This window comes from Kineosporiaceae bacterium SCSIO 59966 (assembly GCA_020881835.1).
Classification (GTDB): Bacteria; Actinomycetota; Actinomycetes; order Actinomycetales; family SCSIO-59966; genus SCSIO-59966.
Genome location: CP052876.1, coordinates 2,266,901 through 2,284,926, shown reverse-complemented (window position 1 = coordinate 2,284,926; position 18,026 = coordinate 2,266,901). Strand labels below are relative to the sequence as shown.

Genomic DNA, 18,026 nt, shown 5'->3' with positions numbered 1-18,026 from the left:
CCAGGGTGCTCCCAGGGAGCGGGTGTCTAGGCTGTCCCGGTGAGCGCACCGGTCTCCGTCGAGGAGCAGGCGGACGGCGGGACGGCCGGCTCCGCGCGGCACCGCCTGGGGTGGGCGACCCGCGCGCTGCTGCCGGCCTTCCTCGGGATCCTGCTGTTCTCGGTCCTGGCGGTCGTGCCCCTCCCGTTCGCGATCATGAAGCCCGGCCCGGTGCGCGACACCCTCGGGGAGTACCGCGGCGAGCCCCTCATCCAGGTCGACGGGCACTCCACGTACCCGACGGACGGCGCGCTGGAGCTCACGACGGTGTCGGTCTTCGGCGGACCGGGCGGGGACGTCTTCGCCCTCGACGTGCTGCTCGCCTGGCTGCGCCCCGAGGAGTCGGTGCTGCCCGAGGACGAGGTGTTCCCGCCGGACGTCACCGAGCAGGACATCGAGCAGCGCAACACCGAGGAGATGGTGTCCTCCCAGGAGAACGCGACCGCCGCGGCGATGCACGAGCTCGGTATCCCCGTGCCCACGACGCTCACCGTCGCCGGGTTCTCTCCCGGCTCGGACGCCGAGGAGATGCTGGCCGAGGGGGACGTCGTGCTCGCCGTGGACGGCCAGGAGGTGCCGGACCTGCCCCAGCTGCGGGACCGGATGCAGCAGGTGGACCCGGGGGACCCGGTCACGGTGCGCGTCGAGCGCGACGGGGCGCCCGTCGAGGTCGAGGTGACGACGACCCGCGGGCCGGAGGGAGAGACGTTGCTCGGGGTCCTCATCGACCCCCGCTACGAGTTCCCGTTCGACGTCAGCATCCAGATCGAGGACATCGGCGGCCCGAGCGCCGGGCTGATGTTCGCCCTGGGCATCGTCGACAAGCTCACCCCGGGGGCGATGACCGGCGGCGAGCGGATCGCCGGCACCGGCACCATCGACTCCTCCGGGCGGGTGGGCCCCATCGGCGGCATCCGGCAGAAGCTCGTCGGCGCCGCGAGCAGCGGGGCCACGCACTTCCTCGCCCCGGCGGGCAACTGCGACGAGGTCGTCGGAGCGGTTCCCGAGGGCCTGCAGGTGGTGCGGGTCGAGACGCTGGGGGAGGCGCGGGACGCGGTCGAGGCCATCGCCGACGGCGCGGACGCCGACCTGCCGACCTGCCGGTGACGTGAGTCCTCGAGCGGTCAGTCCTCGAGGGTGCGCCGCAGCGCCTCGACCAGACCGGGGACGAGGTCCGTGCCGCTGGCCACGGCCGCGTCGTCGTCGTGACGGCGGGTCCGCAGCGCGCACGCCGAGTGCCCCGAGCGCAGCACGCCGGCCGCCATCCGGACGTCCTCGCGGGCCGGGTGGGCGAGCAGCTGCTCGACGGCGGCGTCCGGGTCGGCCGGCAGGCCCGCCTCGGCCTCCGGCGGCACGACGATCCGCTCGACGACGATCGCCGCGCCGTCCACGGTGGGTGGCCAGGCGATCCGGCCGAGCAGCTCCTCGAGGGTGTCGACCTCGGGCAGTCCCTCCTGCTCCACCGACGTGACGTGCTCGGGGTCGGCGTCGGCGGAGGCGACGAGGTCCGGCGGCAGCTGCTGGCGCAGGCTCGGGTCCCGCGCGATCGCCTGTGCGGTCCGGATCAGGGCGAACACCCGCACCGGGCCGTCCCAGCCGCCACGCGCGACGTGGCGCTCGAGCTCGCGGACGGCGCGGTCCAGGGCACGCCCGGTGTGGTCCATCGGGGCCGGCCCGTCGGACGGGAAGGGCTCGTTGGTGGCCGGGTGCACACCACGATGGTCGCACGTGGGAACCTAGGGGACAGCCCAGCAGTTCCGGTGGTGTCCCGAGCGGCACCGCCGGGTACCGTGCCGATGCCACGCCGACGCCAGTGAGGTCCGACGCCCCGTGACGTTCCCCTCCGACCCCCGAGCCGGCCGCCCCGTGGTCCAGCGCCGTCGGCGCAGCCCGCTGGTGCCCACTCTCGTCGTGCTCGGCGCCATCGTCCTGCTGCTCGTGGTCACCGCCGAGATCTGGACCGAGGTGCTCTGGTTCGACCAGGTCGGGTACAGCCAGGTGTACCGGACCCGGCTGGTCTCCCAGGTCGTGCTGTTCGTCGCCGGCGCCGCGATCATGGCGGCCGCGGTGTTCGCCAGCCTCTCCTTCGCCTACCGCAGCCGCCCGGTCTACGCCCCGGTGTCCCCGGAGCAGCAGAGCCTGGACCGCTACCGGGAGTCCCTCGAACCGCTGCGCCGGCTCGTGCTCATCGCGCTGCCCGCGGGCCTGGGCCTGTTCGCCGGCTCCGCCGCCGCCCAGCAGTGGGAGACCGTGCTGCTGTGGCTCAACCGGACCTCGTTCGGTGCGACCGACCCCGAGTTCGGGATGGACATCGGGTTCTTCGTCTTCACCCTGCCGTTCCTGCGGTTCGTGCTCGGCTTTCTCACCGCGGTCGTGGTCCTGGCCGCGCTCGCCGGTGCGGCGACGCACTACCTGTACGGCGGGTTCCGCCTGCAGGGGCCGGGGGAGCGGACCACGAAGGCCGCCCGGGTCCACCTGGCCCTGCTCGGCGCGCTGCTCGTGCTGCTGCAGGCCGGCTCGTACTGGCTGGACCGGTACTCCCAGGTCATCGACGACAGCGGGCTGTTCACCGGCGCCGGCTTCACCGGGGTCAACGCGGTCATCCCCGCGCGGACGATCCTGGCCATTATCGCCGTCATCGTCGCCGTGCTGTTCGTCGCCACGGCGTTCACCGGAACGTGGCGGATCCCCACCGTCGGCGTCGGGCTCATGGTCGTCTCGGCGATCGCGGTCGGTGGGATCTACCCGGCCGTCGTCCAGCGCTTCCAGGTCCAGCCCAGCGAGCAGTCGCGCGAGGCCCCGTACATCGAGCGCAACATCCAGGCGACCCGGGCGGCGTTCGACATCGACGACGTCGAGGAGATCCCCTACAACGCCGAGGAGGAGGGGGAGCCGGGGGCGCTGCGCGAGGACGCCGAGACGACGGCGTCCATCCGCCTGCTCGACCCGTCGCTGGTCAGCCCTGCCTTCCGCCAGCTGCAGCAGGGTCGGCAGTACTACGCATTCCCCGACACCCTGGACGTCGACCGGTACGACATCGAGGGGGAGACGCGGGACGCCGTCGTGGCGGTGCGCGAGCTCGACCTCGACGGCCTGGCCGACAACGCTCGCAGCTGGATCAACGACCACACCGTCTACACCCACGGGTTCGGCTTCGTCGGCGCCTACGGCAACCAGCGCACTCCCGGCGGGGAGCCGGCGTTCTTCCAGCGCGGCATCCCGCCGGTCGGCGAGCTCGAGCTCGAGGAGCCGCGGGTCTACTTCGGGGAGAGCTCGCCGTCGTTCTCGATCGTCGGCGCACCCGAGGGGGCCGCGCCGCGAGAGCTCGACTACCCCGACGACGAGGCGCCGAACGGACAGCGGAACACGACGTACACCGGGGACGGGGGGCCGGACATCGGGTCGCCGGTCAACCGGCTGCTGTACGCCATCAAGCTGCGGGACTGGAACCTCCTGCTGTCCGACGCGGTGAACTCCGAGTCGCAGATCCTCTACGACCGGCACCCGCGGGACCGGGTGGAGAAGGTGGCGCCGTTCCTCACCCTCGACGGCAACGTGTACCCGGCCGTGGTCGACGGGCGGATCAAGTGGATCGTCGACGGCTACACGACGTCGGACGCCTACCCGTACTCCTCCCTCGAGCAGCTGGGCGACCTCACCATCGACACCCTCACCGCGACGTCCCAGTCGGTGGTCGCGCTGCGGGCGCAGGAGGTCAACTACATCCGTAACTCGGTCAAGGCCACCGTCGACGCCTACGACGGCTCGGTGACCCTGTACGCCTGGGACGAGAACGACCCGGTGCTGCAGGCGTGGACGAACGTCTTCCCCGACATGGTGCGGCCGCTCAGCGAGATCGACGGCGAGCTGATGAGCCACTTCCGGTACCCGGAGGACCTGTTCAAGGTCCAGCGGGAGGTGCTGTCCAGCTACCACGTCGAGGACCCTGACGCGTGGTACTCCAAGCAGGACTTCTGGCGGACGCCCAACGACCCGACCTCGGACCAGGAGGAGCCGCAGCCGCCGTACTACCTGACCCTGCAGATGCCGGGCCAGGACGACCCGTCGTTCTCCCTGACCTCGACGTACATCCCTCGGGCGACGGGGGAGAGCGTGCGCAACGTGCTCACCGGGTTCGTCGCGGTGGACGCCGAGGCCGGCAGCGAGGACGGCGAGCGACGGGAGGGCTACGGCCAGATCCGGCTGCTCACCCTCCCGCGGTCCTCGGTCGTCAACGGCCCGGGCCAGGTGCAGAACGACTTCAACTCCAACCCGGCCGTGTCCGAGTCGCTCAACGTGCTGCGGCTCGGGGAGTCCCAGGTCCTCAACGGCAACCTGCTGACCCTGCCGGTCGGCGGCGGTCTGCTGTACGTGCAGCCGGTGTACGTGCAGAGCGCCGGGGAGACCTCCTACCCGCTGCTGCGCCGGGTGCTCGTGTCCTTCGGGGACGAGATCGGCTTCGCCGACACCCTGGACGCCGCACTCGACCAGGTCTTCGGTGGCGACTCCGGCGCGGAGGCCGGGGACGCCGGCACTCCGGTGACCGGCGGGGACACCGTCCCGCCGGCCGAGGGCGAGGAGCCGCCCGCCGAGGGCGAGCAGCCACCTGCGGACGGCGAGGAGCCGGCCCCGACCACGGCGCCGACCGTGCCCGGGGACGCCCAGAGCCGGCTGACGGACGCGCTGCAGCGGGCCAACGAGGCTCTCCAGGACGGGCAGGCGGCCCTGTCCGAGGGCGACTTCGCCGCCTACGGCGAGGCCCAGGAGCGCCTCCAGGCGGCGATCGAGGACGCCCTCGCCGCCGAGGCCGAGCTGGACGCGGGCGCAGCCACCGACCAGTGACGTCGTCTCGGGGCCGGACGATTTGCCTCCCGGCCCCGGGACGACGTACGGTGGTCTCACCGACGCGGGGTGGAGCAGCTCGGTAGCTCGCTGGGCTCATAACCCAGAGGTCGCAGGTTCAAATCCTGCCCCCGCTACCAATGGTTTCTGCAGGTGGAGCCGGGTTCGAGACGTCTACGAACCCGGCTCCTGAGTTCTCACGGCTGCACACCTGGTCTGCCCGCTCGACCGTGCACCGAGTGTGTGCCGCGACGTGGTGGACGTCATGGAGACGGCGGTCGCCGGATGGGGCAGGACTCTGCTCCGTCGAGGAAGCAGCGGAGGAGCTGATCGACGGCGCCGAGGAGCTGCGCTGATCGGTCGCCACCCCCGAACTCACTCCGCCGTGAGGTCCTCGTCGGGCAGGTCGAGGGCGTTGAGCACCAACCGGGCGAGCCGCCGCCCGATCACGTCGGGGGGCTCGGCGGGCAGCACGATGTGACTCACGGTGAGCCGAACAACGCTGTCGACCACCTCGGCCACATGGTCCGGGTCGAGGTGCGGGTACTGCGCGGTGGCGTAGGCGCACAGGGCCGTGGAGGCGGCATGAAGGACGGGTTCGCTGCGGGTCGTCAGGAGGGGCAGGAGGCTGTCGTCGCCGCCTCGAGCACTGGTCAGGATGGTGCGCAGGAGGGCGTGCTCGGCGGCCCGTTCCAAGGTGTACTCCACCGCTTCGCGAACCCCCTTCCCCAGCGAGCCGGGATGGCGCTCCAGGCACTCGGCGACCCCGTTGAGGAAGTGCTGGGTCTCGCGCATGATCAACGCCTGCCCCAGCGCGTCGCGGGTGCCGAACTCGCTGTGCAACGTCTGCCGGCTCACGCCGACGCGTGCGGCCACGGCTCCCATGCGCAGCCGCTGCCACCCGGCAGTGACGGTGATCTCCCTGGCTGCGTCGAGCAGGGCCTCCCGCAGCTGCTGCCGAGCCGAGGCCCGGATCTCACTCGCCGTCGTCACGCGATCATTCTCGCACGACGACCCAGCCGACCTCTCACCGTGTCTGCCTCATCGCCGACAGTCTTACCGTACTTGACAAGCAGCAGGACAACGCCAAGTCTTCGGTCAAGAGGGCGTCGGCGGACGCGTGGATTGTGGCGCGAAGGAGCACCATGACGGCACAAGCGAACCTCGAGGGCCGCGGCGCTGCAGGAGCCCAGCGGCACCTCGACGGCGATGTCGACCGCACCGCCGACGTCATCGTGATCGGCAGTGGGTTCGGTGGCAGTGTCGCCGCGCTGCGTCTGCGGGAGAAGGGCTACCGGGTCATCGTCCTGGAGGCCGGCCGCCGGTTCACCGACGAGGACCTGCCGGCGACGTCGTGGGACGTGCGCCGCTTCCTGTGGGCTCCGCGCCTCGGTCTGCGAGGTATCCAGCGGATCAGCAAGGTGGGGCGAGTGCTCGTGCTCGCCGGCGCCGGGGTGGGTGGCGGCTCGCTCAACTACGCGAACACCTTGTACCAGCCCCCGGAGCCGTTCTTCCGGGACCGGCAGTGGGGCCACATCACCGACTGGCACGCCGAGCTGGGGCCCTGGTACGAGCAGGCCCGCCGCATGCTGGGGGTGGTGCAGAACCCGGTCCGTACCGCACCAGATGAGGTGATGAGCAAGGTCGCCGACGACATGGGGGTCGGGCACACCTTCCGGCTCACCCCGGTCGGGGTCTTCTTCGGCCGTGACGGCGCTCTCGAGCCTGGCGTGACGCTGCCGGACCCCTACTTCGGTGGCGCCGGACCTCAGCGCACCGGGTGCACGCAGTGCGGGTCCTGTATGACCGGCTGCCGGGTCGGCGCCAAGAACACCCTGGTCAAGAACTACCTGTACCTGGCCGAGCGGGCCGGCGCCAGGGTGGTGCCTGACACGACGGTGGTGGCGGTCCGCCCGACCCCCTCGGGCGACTTCGCCGTGGACACCGTCGCCACCGGCTCCTGGTCGCGACGGCCCTCCTCTACGTACACGGCGCCACAGGTGGTGCTGGCTGCCGGCACGCTCGGCACCCAGCGGCTGCTGCACCGGATGCGCGACACGGGCAATCTGCCGGACATCTCGCCACGGCTCGGGGTGCTGACCCGGACGAACTCGGAGTCCTTGCTGGGAGCACAAACACGGAAGGTCGATCAGGACTTCAGCCGTGGGGTCGCGATCACCTCGTCGTTCCACCCCGACGACGAGACGCACGTCGAGCCCGTGCGCTACGGCCGGGGCAGCAACCTCATGGGTCTGCTGCAGACGGTGATGACCGACGGGGGCGGACGGCTGCCCCGGTGGCTCAAGGCACTAGGGGTGGCGGTGCGGCAGCCCCGCACGTTTCTGCGAATCCTGGTTCCGCGCCGCTGGTCGGAGCGAACCATCATCACCCTGGTGATGCAGACCAAGGACAACTCTCTCACCACGTACACCAGATGGGGGCGACTCACCGCGCGACAAGGCCACGGTGAGCCGAACCCGAGCTGGATCCCGATCGGCAACGAAGTGACCCGTCGGGTCGCCGAGCAGATCGGTGGTATCCCGGGAGGCACCCTCGGGGAGCTGGTGAACATTCCCATGACCGCGCACTTCATCGGTGGGTGCGCCATCGGTGACTCGCCTGAGACCGGGGTCGTCGACCCCTATCACCGACTCTACGGTTACCCGGGCATCCACGTCGTTGACGGCTCCACCATCTCGGCGAACCTCGGGGTCAACCCGTCGCTGACCATCGTGGCCCAGGCGGAACGGGCGTTCGCCTTGTGGCCTAACCACGGCGAACCGGACCTGCGGCCTGCTGCCGGTGAGCCCTACCAGCGCCTCGACCCGGTACCGCCCAGGCACCCGGTAGTGCCGGACTGCTCTCCCGCGGCGCTGTGGACGGCACGCTCCACAGCGGCGCGCCTCGAGGGCGACGAGCACCAGAGCGCGTCGGCGATCGACCGCCACCAGACGCCCACTGGCGTGACGACCCCGGCCGCGGACGGCACGTACTCGTGAGTGTGGCACCGGTGGTCGTCGTGGGCGCTTCCCTCGCCGGCCTCAGAACGGTCGAGGCGTTCCGGCGGGCGGGGTACGACGGTCCCTTGACCCTGGTCGGCGCCGAACCGCACCTGCCCTACGACCGTCCCCCGCTGTCCAAGCGGTTTCTTGATGCCGATGAGCCGCCGAGGATCCCGACGTACCGGGACGAGTCCCACTTGCGTGACCTCGGTGTCGAGCTACTGCTCGGAGTGCCGGCGACGGGCCTCGACACGGACTTCTCCGAGGTGGTTCTGGACGGTTCACGCTTGCCCTACCGGACGCTGGTGATCGCCACCGGCGCCCATGCCCGGGACCTGCCCGGCGTCGCCGTCGACGGGGTGCACACGCTGCGAACCGTTGACGACGCCACAGCGTTGCGGCGAGACCTCGACGCCGCACGCCGCGTGGTGGTCGTCGGAGGCGGGTTCATCGGGTCGGAGGTCGCTGCGGCCGCCCGTAAGCGAGGGCTCGAGGTCACCATCGTCGAGGCGGCACCGCGGCCCTTGGTACGAGCAGTCGGGGAGCAGATGGCCGATGCGTGCTCAAGCCTGCACGCCCGGTGGGGCACCGAGCTGCGTTGTGGAGTCGGGGTGCGGGAGGTCCGTGGCAACGGCCGTGTCGAGAACGTCGTCCTCACCGACGGGACCAGTCTTCCCGCCGACGTCGTGGTGGTCGGTATCGGTGCGTCGCCCACGACCGACTGGCTGACCGGGTCGGGAGTAACCGTGACCGACGGGGTGGTCTGCGACGAGACTCTCGCCACCGGCGTCCCTGGTGTGTACGCGGCCGGTGACGTCGCCCGGTGGACCAACGGACTGTTCGCTCGGGAGATGCGCCTGGAGCACTGGACGTCTGCCTCCGAGCAGGCCACCGCCGTAGCGCGCAACGCACTGAACCCGCATGCCGCAGCTGCCCACCACAGCGTGCCGTACTTCTGGTCGGACTGGTACGGACAAAGGCTTCAGATGGTTGGGACCTGCGACGGCGCCGACGTCGTCCTCTTCGGCGACGTCTGGGCGGACCGGTGGCTGGCGCTCTACCGCGAGGGCGACCGCGTCACCGGTGCGCTGAGCCTGAACCTTCCAGCCCGGATCATGAAGTTCCGCGCGCTCATCCACCGTCGTGCTCCATGGAGGGACGCCGTCGAGCTGGCCGAGACTGTCTGGTCTGTGGTCTGAGGGCGGCATCTGGTCCGAACCTCTTGACATGTGTCCGTAACGTGTCAACCATGGCGTCTTAACCGGTCCACTTGTCAACTGCAGCACAGGAGGTTCTCCCATGGCAGGCGCAGATTCCGCAGATCAGGGGTCGGCCCTTCCGGGCCGGATCGCGGCCACCGGCACGGTTGCCGAGGGGTCGACGGCACAGTGGCGTGACAAGAAGCGTTACCTGTGGCTCCTTGGCCTCGTCGTGCCGTCGTTGGCCTTCCTCGGTATCGGGCTGCACGAGCTCACCGGGTGGGGCGTGTGGCTCTGGATCGGTCCGATCATCGTGTTCGGTGTCGTGCCGGCCGTTGACCTGATCGCCGGTCTTGACCGCTCCAACCCGCCCGACGACGTGATCGAGGCGCTGGAGCGTGACCGCTACTACCGGTGGATCACCTACCTTTTCCTGCCGATCCAGTACGCGGGCTTCGTGACAGCATTTTGGCTCATCGCTCGTGGCGATCTCAGCGTCGTGGACAAGATCGGTCTGGCACTCACGATCGGTGCCATCGGCGGTATCGGCATCAACACGGCCCACGAGCTGGGGCACAAGAAGGAGAGTCACGAGCGGTGGCTGTCCAAGATCGCCTTGGCACAGACCTTCTACGGCCACTTCTACATCGAGCACAACCGGGGTCACCACGTCCGCGTCGCCACGCCTGAGGACCCGGCTTCCAGCCGAGTCGGGGAGAGCTTCTACGCATTCTGGCCACGAACCGTCTTCGGGTCACTCAAGAGCGCATGGGACCTGGAGAGGAAGCGCTATGCCCGCCGGAACCAGCACCCGTTCCGGCTCGGCAACGACGTGCTGAACTCCTGGCTCATGTCCGCGGTGCTCTGGGGTGTCCTCATCGCCTGGCTGGGTATCGAGATTCTGCCCTACCTCGTCCTGCAGGCAGTGGTGGGCTTCTCGTTGCTTGAAGTGGTGAACTACATGGAGCACTACGGCATGCTGCGTCAGAAGGTCGGTGCCCCAGGCCGGCAGCGGTACGAGCGGGTCAACCCGTCGCACTCCTGGAACAACAACAACATCGCCACTAACGTGCTGCTGTATCACCTGCAGCGGCACAGCGACCACCACGCCAACCCGACGCGGCGCTACCAGACTCTGCGAGACTACGAGGAGTCACCCGTCCTCCCGACTGGTTATGCCGGGATGATCCTCATCGCGCTGGTCCCGCCGATCTGGCGTCGCGTCATGGACCGTAGGGTGCTGGCCCACTTCGGCGGTGACATCAGCCGCGCCAACATCCAGCCCAGCAAGCGGGAGAAGGTTCTGGCTGCCTACCCACCGCCAGTGCACGGGCAGGACGACGAGAAGCCAGCGTCCGACGATCTCACCACCGGTGCGGTCGAGGAGGTCATGGCTGCTCGCTGCCCCAACTGTGACTACGTCTACGAGGTGGAGAGAGGCGAGGAGCGCGAGGGATTCCCCGCCGGGACGGCCTGGTCGGAGGTCCCCGACGACTGGTGCTGCCCCGACTGCGGTGTCCGCGACAAGCTGGACTTCGTTCCGTTGGAGAAGGCGGAGGCCGCCTGATGCGGATCGTCGCCGACAGGAGTCGGTGTGAGGGCCTGGGGATGTGCGAGGCCATGGAACCCGAGTTCTTCGAGGTGGGTGAGGACGGGACGGTGGTCGTGCTCGACGACCAGCCCGACGAGGCCCGACGCACTGAGGTGCAGGCTGCTGTGGACTCCTGCCCTGTCGCCGCCCTCAGTCTCCAAGGCTGAGGAGGCCCAACCCGGCTCACGTGGTTCTGTGTGGATGACGCCCCCCGCTCGTGACGACGTCACGAGCGGGGGGCGTCACTCGTGTTCGTGGCCGTCGACGCCGTGCTGCTGGCCCTTCTCCCGTTGGTCCGTCGCGGCGTCAGGTCGTAGCGCGACGCCCTTTGTCGGGCCGGGTCGCGCCGTCGCGCGGCTCGTAGGGGCACAGCGGGTCGGACTCCAGCGGGTCACCCGTCCGGGCCAGCGCCCGGGCCCGGGAGCCGCCGCACCAGCGGGCGTAAGAGCAGCGGCCGCAGCGGCCCTTGTACCGGGTCACGTCGCGCAGGGCGACCAGGTCGGGGTGGTGGCGGTACAGCTCGACGATGTCGTCGGCGGGGACCCTGCCCAGGGGCATCGGCATGAACCCGGAGGGCTGGACCGTCCCGTCGTGGGCGATGAAGACGATCCCGTTGCCGTCCCGGACGCCGAAGCCCCGGCCCAGCGGGCTCGCCTCGATCTGCTCGTCGGTCAGGCCGGCGCGGCGCATCCGGCGCACGGCGACCCGCCGGTACTGCATCGCCTCCACCGTCTTGACCTGGAACGGCGCCTCGGCGTTCAGACCGTGCAGCCAGTGCATGAGCCGCTCGGCCCGGCCCGGTTCGAGCTCCTGCAGGTGGGAGCCGCGGCCCACGGAGATGAGGAAGAACAGGCTCCAGCGCATGAGGGTGTGGTGACGCAGGCGCTCGTAGACCGCAGGGAGGTCGTCCACCGTCTGGGCCGACACCAAGGTGTTGACCTGCACCGGGACACCCAGCGCCGCGGCGTCCTGCAGGGCGGTGACCGTGGCGTCGAAGGTGCCCGCCACCCCGCGGACGCCGTCGTGGTGCGCGGCGTCCGAGCCGTCCAGGCTCAGCGAGATCGCCTGCACCCCGGCCCGCTGCAGCTGACCCAGACGCTCGCGGGTGAGCAGCTCGGTGACCGCAGGGGCCAGTGACACCCCGATGCCGCGGGCGCCGGCCTCGGCGATCAGCAGGTCCAGGTCACCGCGACGCAGCGGGTCTCCGCCGGTGAGCACGACGTGCGGCAGCGGCGAGCCGAACCCGGTCATCGCGTCGAGCACCGACAGCGCCTGTGCCGTGGTCAGCTCCCCAGGCGCCGGGTCCGGCATGGCGGTGGCACGGCAGTGGCGGCAGGCGAGTCCGCAGGCCGTGGTCAGCTCCCAGTAGATGATCATGGGGGCGCGGGAGTAGACCCACCCCTCGGGGCGGACAGCGCCGATGCCGTGGTGCGGGTGAGAGGTCATTCCGAGCCCCTTCGCGAGTGGTCTGCGGCAGCACGGTAGCCCTGTGACGGGAGCGACGACTCGGGGCCCCGGAGCGTACGCTCGACGTCCGCGAGACTGCCTGGACGCTGCAGCGGCCACCGTCGTTCGTCCGTGAAGGAGACTGCCGATGCCCGAGCTCGTCAGCCCCGGCCAGCAGGCGAGCCCCGAGCGGGTGCGGCGTCCCCGCGTGCTGGTGTTCGACGTGAACGAGACGCTGTCGGACATGTCCCCGCTGGCGGACAGGTTCGAGGAGCTCGGCGCGCCAGGGCATCTGGCCACCAGCTGGTTCGCCGGTCTGCTGCGCGACGGTTTCGCGCTCGCCGTCACCGGCCGGTCCCAGCCGTTCTCGCGCATCGGTGAGGAGTCGCTGCGGATCCTCCTTGGCGGCGTTGCGCTGAGGGTTGGCCTCGACGACGCGGTGGCTCACGTCATGGCCGGGTTCGGTGAGCTGAGGGTGCACGAGGACGTGCCGGACGGCGTCCGCGCCCTCGCCGGCCTGGGCATCCGTCTGGTGACGTTGAGCAACGGCGCCGCTTCGATCGCGCACCGGCTGCTGGCGGAGGCCGGCGTGCGCGACGAGGTGGAGCAGGTCCTGTCGGTCGAGGCCGCCGGGATCTGGAAGCCGGCGCCCGCCGCCTACGCCTACGCCCTCGGGAGGTGCGGCGTCGACCCGCAGGACGCCATGCTCGTGGCCGTCCACCCGTGGGACACCGACGGCGCGGCCCGTGCCGGTCTGGGCAGCGCGTGGGTCAACCGGACTGGTGGGGCCTTCCCCGGATACTTCACGGCCCCGGACCTGGAGGTGAGGTCGCTGCTCGACCTCGCTGAGCAGCTGCGCTGAACCAGCCGGCCGTCGCTGGTGCTCCGGTTCGGCCGGCCGGGGTCTGGGACGGGCCCGGGTCCTAGGACTGGCCGGAGTTGGGGGACTGGCCCGGGTCCTGTGGCTGGTTGCCCCGGGTCGGCAGTCCACCGGCGCAGCGGAGCATGGCCGTCGCGACGTCGGCGAGCGCGTTTACGGCCGCCCGTCCTCGCGTGCGCTGCGGATCGCGTCCCGTGCCCGGTCCACGGTCGCCGCCAGCGGACCTAGCAGCAGGTTGGCGGTTGCGGACTCGACCCCGGGATGAGGGCGCGTCGGTGCGGTCCGCTCCGCCGCTTGCACGAGCGTGAGCATGGTCGCCCGTTCCGCCGTCGAGAGGCGGTGGCGAAGATGGTTGAACTCGTAGCGCTGCTCGTAGAGCGCGTGGGTGATGACCGCCTGGCGGAGCCGGGTGAACAGCGGGAGGAACTGCGGGTCGTCGACGTCCATGCCGTCGAGCTGGGCCAGCAGCTCCTTCGCTTCGCGCTCCTCGTCGAGCCGGTCGTCGACGACCTCGCCACCGGCGCCTTGAGCGTGCCGGGCGCGTGGGTGCACGACCTCCTCCTCGGCGGTCTCGTGCACCGACAGCAGGTGCAGCACCTCCCGAAACGCGTGGCGCCGTTGCTCGCCGTCTGTGCGCAGCACCTCGCGCAGCAGGTCCCGGATCCGCATGTGCTGGGCGACGAGCAGCTCGACGACGTCCGGCGGCGGCATCTGTCCGTAGGGCATCTCGATGTGACCGGTGCTCACAACCCACCCCACTGCGCCTCGGCTCGGTCCTGAGCCTCCTGCGGATACGGCCCTGCCTGTTCGGATCGGTAGTCCGCTCCCTCGAAGCGTTCGCGGTGCTGCTCGATCACCATGTCGGAGACCGGTGTCCCGTCGCCCTGGAGCCTCTCCTGCATCGCGACGAACCGCTCATGCTGGTCGCGCACGTAACCCGTGCCCAGCGTGGTCAGGTCCATCTGCGTTGCGAGCAGGTGGCGCAGGTACTCCTTGTTCGGCTCGAACAGCAGCACGTTGGGCAGCTCAGTGGGCAGCAGCGCTTCGGGGTCCCGGTCCTCGTACCGGCGCATCAGGTCGCAGGCGGCGTGCAGCTGCCCGATCTCCATCTGCAGGTGCAGCTCCCAGATCTGCTTCACCTTCGGGTCGACCTCCTGCTCGAAGAACGAGTAGTAGAGGTAGCACTCGTTGTACTCGTGCAGCAGCAGCTTCTCGAACCAGCTCTCGCTGCCGTCCCCCAGCGACTCGTAGTGGGTGACGTGCTCCTCCTCGATGAGGCCGATCTCCTGGTAGAGCTGCCGGGCGATCGGCTCCATGTACTGCGGTCCGACGTTGGCGTAGTAGTTCAGCGTCTGCTGCTCCGCCGAGGTGATCGTGAGCTGGTGGAGCTTCGAGATCGCTGCGGCGCTCTGCTTGTCGTAGTTGTCCCGCACGTTGTCGAACGGGTGGCGGTGGTGCGCCCGGGTCGGTCGACCCGGGATGACCTCCGTCAGCTCGTCGACGATCTTCTCCGCCTTGCGGTGCTCGATCATCTCGTAGAGGTTGGAGTATCGGTAGAGGTGGTCGAAGTCCTCCAGGACGCCGAACTCGTAGGCTTGCTTCAGATACGGGTCGGGCTCGTTGCGTGCAACCCACGCGGTCAGGTCGGTGGCGACCTGCTCGTACGCGATCGTGGTCTCCAGGACCGACGACCAGCCCGGCAGGAGCCAGTTCACCACCTTCTGCTGCTGATGATCGACGTAACGCGACAGCGCGAGCTGGCGTTGCAGGTCCTTGTCGTTGGTGTGCCGGGCGAACTGATGGCTGAAGACGAGTGCCTCGACCTCGATCCCGTTCATCGTGATCACGCGGCACCGGGTGTACGGGTGGACGGCGTCGGGATCGAACGGCTCGACGTTCAGCTCACACCAGCTGCGGATCTGCTGATCCAGGGGTAGGCCTCGTTCTTCGAGGGGGTTGAATGCCACGTTCTCGTCCTCGTCTCGGCGGGTCTGGATTCTCGACGGGTGTGGAGCTACGGCTTGCGGGGTGTTCCAGGCGTTGGTGTTCCAGGCGTTGGAAGCCCGGTGTCCGTCACCAGGAGGTGTACCCACGTCGCCGATCGGGCATGCGGCCGTGGACGAAGATCCCTGAGCCCGGGACAGAGCTGACCAGTCACCGCCCCGCCTCCCCAAAGGGCCCCGGGGCAGGGAGGTCAGTCTCGGTCGTCGGCGCGTGAGGCGTCGAGGGCCAGCTCGACCGTGAGCCGCGGGGGCGTCCTCGACGGGTCGATGTCCTCGGGGAACTCGTGGGAGATGCGGTCGACGAGGGGCTGGAGGAAGAGGCGTCCGAACTGGCGGACCATGATGGTGAGGACCTGCTCGCCCACGGTGTGGTTGGTCGAGGCGACGCCGGCTGCGCGCAGGTCGTGGACCTGCTGTGCGGACAGCTGGCTGAGCCGGCTCACGAGGTCGCCCTGCTCGCCCCCGCCGTCGAGCAGGGCTCTGCGGAGGTAGTCGACGATCGCCGGACTTGCCGCCAGCATGTCGGCGACCGCCTCGTCCCGGGCGGCTGCGAGCCGTCCGGCCGGGCGGCTGTCGAGCGGGACGGACGCGATCGCGTCCGCGAACCTCTCGACGATGGCGAGCTCGACGGCTTCGCGCAGCGCTTCCTTGGTCCCGTAGTGGTGGACGATCAGGCCGACCGTCACGCCCGCCGCCGCGGCGACAGCCCGCAGGGAGGTGCCCTCGACTCCGTCCCGGGCAAACAGCTCGAGCGCGGCGTTCCGGATCCGTGCCTTGGCCGTGATGTCGTCCGCGCGCGCCGTCCCTGCGGGCACCGGTCGCGCCATGTCTCGACCTCGTCCCTGGTGGAGTCCTGCGACAGCCTCGTCGAACTCGTCGATCCTAACCATTGCACGAACGTAACGTTGACTGTACGGTCGTATAGACCCGTGATCGCAAAGGAGCGAGCCCGTGCCCATGACGCCCACCTCCGCCACGCTGGCGGGAGTCGACGTGGTGTCTCTGGCCGTGAACCTGCCGGGGCCGCTGGCGGCCGCTCGTCTCGCGTCGATGGGCGCGACGGTCACCAAGGTGGAGCCGCCGTGGGGTGACCCGCTCCGGGAGGTGGCGAGGAGCTGGTACGACGAGCTCGTCGCCGGCCAGGACGTCGTCACGCTCGACCTCAAGGAGCCGGCCGGCCGGGCAGCGCTGGAGGACCGGTTGGCTGGTGCCGACGTGCTGCTGACCTCGATGCGGCCCTCCGCGTTGCAGCGTCTCGAGCTGGCCAACAGCGTCGAGCGCCACGGTCTCGTCCTGGTCGAGATCGTCGGTTACGACGGTGAACGCTCCGAGGAGGCCGGACACGACCTGACCTACCAGGCCGCCCGCGGCACGCTCACGCCGCCCACGATGCCGCTCGTGCCCTTCGTCGACGTCCTGGGAGCCGAGCGCTCGGTGACCGCGACGCTCGCCGGGCTGCGCCGGCGGACGGTCGAGGGTCGCGGCGTCCGCGAGCGCGTCGTCCTCGACGACGCGGCCCTTGCCGCGTCGGCAGCAGTACGTCACGGGTTGACCGGTCCCGGCAACCCGCTCGGAGGGGGCCTACCCGGCTACGGCATCTACGCCACCAGTGACGGGTACGTCGCCGTGGGCGCGCTCGAACCGCACTTCGCCCGACGCCTCGCCGCGGCCGTCGGGACGACCCGTGAGGACCTCGCCGCCCGTTTCGCCACCGAGGGGAGCGCCCACTGGGTCGCCCTCGGCCATGACCGCGACATCCCGATCGTCGCCGTCGAGGACCTGTCCGGCGGTGGTCCCGGTCCCGGTTCCGCCCACGTCCCATCCACCACCAAGGGGATCCACCATGACTCGTGAACCCGTCATCGTCGACGCCGTGCGCACCCCGGTCGGCAAGCGCGGCGGACAGCTGCGCACCTGGCACCCCGTCGACCTGCTGGCGCACACCCTGTCCTACCTGACCGAGCGCACCGGCCTCGACCCCGACCGGCTCTCCGACGTCATCGTCGGCTGCGCCCTCCAGCGCGGGGAGCAGACCGGTAACGTCGCCCGCAACGCGTTGCTGGGTGCCGGTCTGCCCATCTCACTGCCCGGGACCACCGTGGACCGCCAGTGCGGGTCCGGCCAGCAGGCGGTCCACTTCGCCGCCCAGGCGATCAAGTCGGGGGAGTACGACTTCGCGATCGGTGCCGGGGTCGAGTCGATGAGCCGGGTGGACCTCGGTCCGCTCTTCGTCCCGGGCGGCGGCGGGGGCGACTGGTACGGCGAGCGTGCCCTCGCCCGGTTCGGCGGGCACCTGCCGGCTCAGGGGCCCTCCGTCGAGCTGGTCGCGGCCAAGTGGGGTCTCACCCGCGAGCAGCTGGACGCGTTCAGCGTCGAGAGCCACCGCCGGGCCGCCGCTGCGACGGACGCCGGCTACTTCGCCTCTGCGCTCGTTCCCGTCGACGGCACCGACAAGGAGGGCTCCGTCGCCCCGATGACCCGCGACGAGGGCATCCGGGCCGACATCGACCCTGCACGGGTCGCAGCGCTGCCGCCCGTCTTCTCCCCGGACGGCGTCATCACGGCCGGGAACGCCTCGCAGGTGAGCGACGGCGCCGCTGCCCTCCTGGTGGCCGACCGTTCCGCGGCCGAGGCGGCCGGGCTGCGGCCCAGGGCCCGCATCGTCTCGATGGCGGTCGCCGCGGACGACCCGGTGCTGCAGTTCACCGCCATCGTCCCGGCCACGCAGAAGGCTCTCGACCAGGCCGGGCTGACCATCGGTGACATCGATCTCGTCGAGGTGAACGAAGCCTTCGCACCGGTCCCCCTGCTGTGGCTGGAGGAGTTCGGCTACCCCCACGACCAGCTCAACGTCAACGGCGGGTCGATCGCTATCGGCCACCCGCTCGGCTCGACCGGCGCCCGACTGCTCACCCTGCTCGTGGCCGAGCTCGAGCGCAGAGAGGCCAGGTACGGGCTGCTGACCATCTGCGAGGGCGGCGGCATGGCCAACGCGACCATCGTCGAACGCATCCACTGAGGGAG

The 18,026-nt window shown here is 70.4% G+C and carries 15 protein-coding genes and 1 tRNA gene; 10 read left to right on the top strand and 6 right to left on the bottom strand.

What is annotated here, in order from left to right; translation table 11 throughout:
- Positions 1 to 39: 39 nt before the first annotated feature.
- Positions 40 to 1,146, top strand: a complete 1,107-nt coding sequence (locus HJG43_10605) for a PDZ domain-containing protein (GenBank protein ID UER54915.1) — start codon at positions 40 to 42, stop codon at positions 1,144 to 1,146.
- Between the two features lie 17 nt (positions 1,147 to 1,163).
- Here HJG43_10605 and HJG43_10600 read toward each other — a convergent pair whose 3' ends face one another.
- Positions 1,164 to 1,703, bottom strand: coding sequence for a hypothetical protein (locus HJG43_10600; protein UER55895.1), 540 nt, complete (start codon positions 1,701 to 1,703; stop codon positions 1,164 to 1,166).
- A 166-nt stretch (positions 1,704 to 1,869) separates the two neighbouring features.
- On the opposite strand from HJG43_10600, the gene HJG43_10595 reads away from it, so the two are divergent.
- Together HJG43_10595 and HJG43_10590 are read left to right on the top strand one after the other, a co-directional pair.
- On the top strand, positions 1,870 to 4,881 hold the full coding sequence (locus HJG43_10595; protein ID UER54914.1) for a UPF0182 family protein: 3,012 nt from the start codon (positions 1,870 to 1,872) through the stop codon (positions 4,879 to 4,881).
- Between the two features lie 63 nt (positions 4,882 to 4,944).
- Positions 4,945 to 5,021: transfer RNA gene (locus tag HJG43_10590), tRNA-Met, on the top strand.
- A 235-nt stretch (positions 5,022 to 5,256) separates the two neighbouring features.
- Here HJG43_10590 and HJG43_10585 read toward each other — a convergent pair.
- Complete coding sequence (locus HJG43_10585) at positions 5,257 to 5,874, bottom strand: TetR/AcrR family transcriptional regulator (protein ID UER54913.1); 618 nt, start codon at positions 5,872 to 5,874, stop codon at positions 5,257 to 5,259.
- Positions 5,875 to 6,026: 152 nt separating this feature from the next.
- On the opposite strand from HJG43_10585, the gene HJG43_10580 reads away from it, so the two are divergent.
- The 4 genes from HJG43_10580 to HJG43_10565 all read left to right on the top strand — a co-directional run bounded on the left by HJG43_10580 (position 6,027) and on the right by HJG43_10565 (position 10,840).
- Positions 6,027 to 7,880 (top strand): GMC family oxidoreductase, encoded by a 1,854-nt coding sequence (locus tag HJG43_10580; GenBank protein ID UER54912.1) that lies wholly within the window; start codon positions 6,027 to 6,029, stop codon positions 7,878 to 7,880.
- Positions 7,877 to 9,082, top strand: coding sequence for an FAD-dependent oxidoreductase (locus tag HJG43_10575; GenBank protein UER54911.1), 1,206 nt, complete (start codon positions 7,877 to 7,879; stop codon positions 9,080 to 9,082). The genes HJG43_10580 and HJG43_10575 overlap by 4 nt, the downstream gene beginning before the upstream one ends.
- Positions 9,083 to 9,182: 100 nt before the next feature.
- The gene (locus tag HJG43_10570) at positions 9,183 to 10,649 is read left to right on the top strand and encodes an alkane 1-monooxygenase (GenBank protein ID UER54910.1); all 1,467 of its coding nucleotides are present in this window, start codon (positions 9,183 to 9,185) and stop codon (positions 10,647 to 10,649) included.
- Positions 10,649 to 10,840 (top strand): ferredoxin, encoded by a 192-nt coding sequence (locus tag HJG43_10565; protein ID UER54909.1) that lies wholly within the window; start codon positions 10,649 to 10,651, stop codon positions 10,838 to 10,840. Before HJG43_10570 ends, HJG43_10565 begins: the two co-directional genes overlap by 1 nt.
- Before the next feature lie 139 nt (positions 10,841 to 10,979).
- On the opposite strand, the gene HJG43_10560 is transcribed toward HJG43_10565, so the two are convergent.
- On the bottom strand, positions 10,980 to 12,119 hold the full coding sequence (locus tag HJG43_10560; protein ID UER54908.1) for a TIGR04053 family radical SAM/SPASM domain-containing protein: 1,140 nt from the start codon (positions 12,117 to 12,119) through the stop codon (positions 10,980 to 10,982).
- Positions 12,120 to 12,267: 148 nt separating this feature from the next.
- Here HJG43_10560 and HJG43_10555 point away from each other — a divergent pair, with 148 nt between their 5' ends.
- Complete coding sequence (locus HJG43_10555) at positions 12,268 to 12,981, top strand: haloacid dehalogenase type II (protein UER54907.1); 714 nt, start codon at positions 12,268 to 12,270, stop codon at positions 12,979 to 12,981.
- Between the two features lie 171 nt (positions 12,982 to 13,152).
- Here HJG43_10555 and HJG43_10550 read toward each other — a convergent pair whose 3' ends face one another.
- The 3 genes from HJG43_10550 to HJG43_10540 all read right to left on the bottom strand — a co-directional run bounded on the left by HJG43_10550 (position 13,153) and on the right by HJG43_10540 (position 15,829).
- Positions 13,153 to 13,725 carry a hemerythrin domain-containing protein gene (locus HJG43_10550; protein ID UER55894.1) on the bottom strand — a complete coding sequence of 191 codons (573 nt, stop codon included), beginning with the start codon at positions 13,723 to 13,725 and terminating at the stop codon, positions 13,153 to 13,155.
- Between the two features lie 17 nt (positions 13,726 to 13,742).
- The gene (locus tag HJG43_10545) at positions 13,743 to 14,966 is read right to left on the bottom strand and encodes a hypothetical protein (GenBank protein UER54906.1); all 1,224 of its coding nucleotides are present in this window, start codon (positions 14,964 to 14,966) and stop codon (positions 13,743 to 13,745) included.
- Between the two features lie 227 nt (positions 14,967 to 15,193).
- Entirely contained in the window at positions 15,194 to 15,829 is a 636-nt protein-coding gene (locus HJG43_10540; GenBank protein UER54905.1) for a TetR family transcriptional regulator, read from the bottom strand.
- Between the two features lie 130 nt (positions 15,830 to 15,959).
- Between HJG43_10540 and HJG43_10535 the strand changes: the two genes are divergently transcribed.
- Both HJG43_10535 and HJG43_10530 read left to right on the top strand, forming a co-directional pair.
- Positions 15,960 to 16,856, top strand: a complete 897-nt coding sequence (locus HJG43_10535) for a CoA transferase (protein ID UER55893.1) — start codon at positions 15,960 to 15,962, stop codon at positions 16,854 to 16,856.
- On the top strand, positions 16,846 to 18,021 hold the full coding sequence (locus HJG43_10530; GenBank protein UER54904.1) for a thiolase family protein: 1,176 nt from the start codon (positions 16,846 to 16,848) through the stop codon (positions 18,019 to 18,021). Before HJG43_10535 ends, HJG43_10530 begins: the two co-directional genes overlap by 11 nt.
- Positions 18,022 to 18,026: the final 5 nt, after the last annotated feature.